At 55.3% G+C, this 1,643-nt stretch carries 3 protein-coding genes; all 3 read left to right on the top strand.

The features are described from left to right. Positions 1–873: sigma-54-dependent Fis family transcriptional regulator (locus F8N85_RS34030; RefSeq protein WP_150807657.1), on the top strand; the 873-nt coding region annotated here is incomplete at its 5' end. Then, a complete protein-coding gene (locus F8N85_RS34025; protein ID WP_224795805.1) occupies positions 836–1,192 on the top strand; it encodes a type II toxin-antitoxin system Phd/YefM family antitoxin in 357 nt (118 codons plus the stop codon). The genes F8N85_RS34030 and F8N85_RS34025, both read left to right, overlap by 38 nt. Continuing rightward, positions 1,189–1,566 (top strand): type II toxin-antitoxin system VapC family toxin, encoded by a 378-nt coding sequence (locus F8N85_RS34020; protein ID WP_150807649.1) that lies wholly within the window; start codon positions 1,189–1,191, stop codon positions 1,564–1,566. The genes F8N85_RS34025 and F8N85_RS34020 overlap by 4 nt, the downstream gene beginning before the upstream one ends. Positions 1,567–1,643 lie beyond the last annotated feature (77 nt).

The following is a 1,643-nucleotide window of genomic DNA, read 5'->3' as shown; positions in this document are numbered from 1 at the left end:
CGCCAGGCCGAACGTTTGCTGGAGAAAGACATCCCGTTGCTGATCCATGGCGAAACCGGAGTGGGTAAAGAGGTGTTCGTCAAAGCCCTGCATCAGGCCAGCTCCAGGAGCAAACAACCATTCATTGCCGTCAACTGTGCGGCGATCCCCGCCGAACTGGTGGAATCGGAGCTGTTCGGTTATGAAAAAGGCGCGTTTACCGGCGCCAATCAGAAAGGCAGCATCGGGCTGATCCGCAAGGCCGACAAAGGCACGCTGTTCCTTGACGAGATCGGCGACATGCCGCTGCCGACACAAGCCCGGTTGCTGCGAGTATTACAGGAGCGTTGCGTGCAGCCGGTGGGCAGCAGCGAACTGTTCCCGGTGGACATCCGCATCATCTCGGCGACCAATCACGCCTTGCGCGAACAGGTTCAAGCCGGGCGCTTTCGAGAAGACCTGTACTACCGCATCGGCGGGTTGACGCTGGAGCTGCCGCCCTTGCGTGAGCGCAGTGACAAGCAGGCGCTGTTCAAGCGTTTGTGGGAACAGCATCGGGAGCCGACTCAATGGGCCGGGCTGAGTCGTGAAGTCATGGAGCTGTTCACCCGCCATCCGTGGCCGGGGAATCTACGCCAGGTCAGCAGTGTGATGCAGGTGGCGCTGGCCATGGCCGAGGAACAACCGGTGCGGCCTGAGCATTTGCCGGATGATTTTTTTGTGGATCTGGAGATGAATGAGCCCACTCAACCCGCAGCTTCATGCCAACTAGACGGTTCAGAAGACTTGAACCAGTTGTTACGGGCGGCTGGTGGGAACATCTCACATTTGGCACGGCACCTAGGGGTCAGCCGCAATACGCTGTACAAGCGATTACGCAAATCAGACACCTGAAGACTCAACCAATTGTCGATACGTCTTTGCTCACCTCCAATATTTTGGCTATATTTGGCCAAAATATTGGAGATGCCAAATGATTACTGTCCCGTTAGGCGAAGCCAAGAACAACCTGTCCAAGCTGGTTGATGATGCCGCTGCCGGCCAGATCATCACAATTGCCAAACACGGTCGGGCCCTTGCCCGCCTTGTCCCTGTAGGAAAACCCACAGGCCGACGTATCGGCGCAATGAAAGGCAAACTGATCTTGCCTGAGGACTTTGATGCACCACTGCCAGACGACATGCTGGATGCATTTGAAGGAGCTCAAGGATGAGGGTTTTGCTCGACACTCATATTTTGCTATGGACCTTGAGTGACGACCCAAAACTTTCAGGCAAGGCCAGGAAACTGATTGAGAGCGCCACTGAGATTTATATCAGCACAGCGTCTTTTTGGGAGATGGCTATCAAAGTGGGGCTGGGCAAACTGAATGTCGATCTTGAAGGCATAAGGGACTCCTGCCTCGAAAGCGGATTCATAGAGCTACCTGTCACGTTTGAGCACGCCATCGCGGTCAAGGACCTGGAGCATCATCATCGAGATCCGTTCGACCGGCTCATTGTAGCAACCACAATGACAGAGCCCATGAAGCTCCTGACTGCCGACCCTATGGTCGCCAAGTACACCTCTCTGGCTATTCTGGTTTGATCTGTCGCCTGCGGTAGTTGGATTGTTAAGGTCACTCCCATTCTGGGCCTGACTCCAGATCATTCGCGAGCAGGCTC

The organism is Pseudomonas fluorescens, from assembly GCF_902497875.1.
GTDB lineage: Bacteria > Pseudomonadota > Gammaproteobacteria > Pseudomonadales > Pseudomonadaceae > Aquipseudomonas > Aquipseudomonas fluorescens_BR.
Note: the sequence above shows the minus strand (reverse complement) of the source record. Positions and strands in the feature narration are given on the sequence as shown.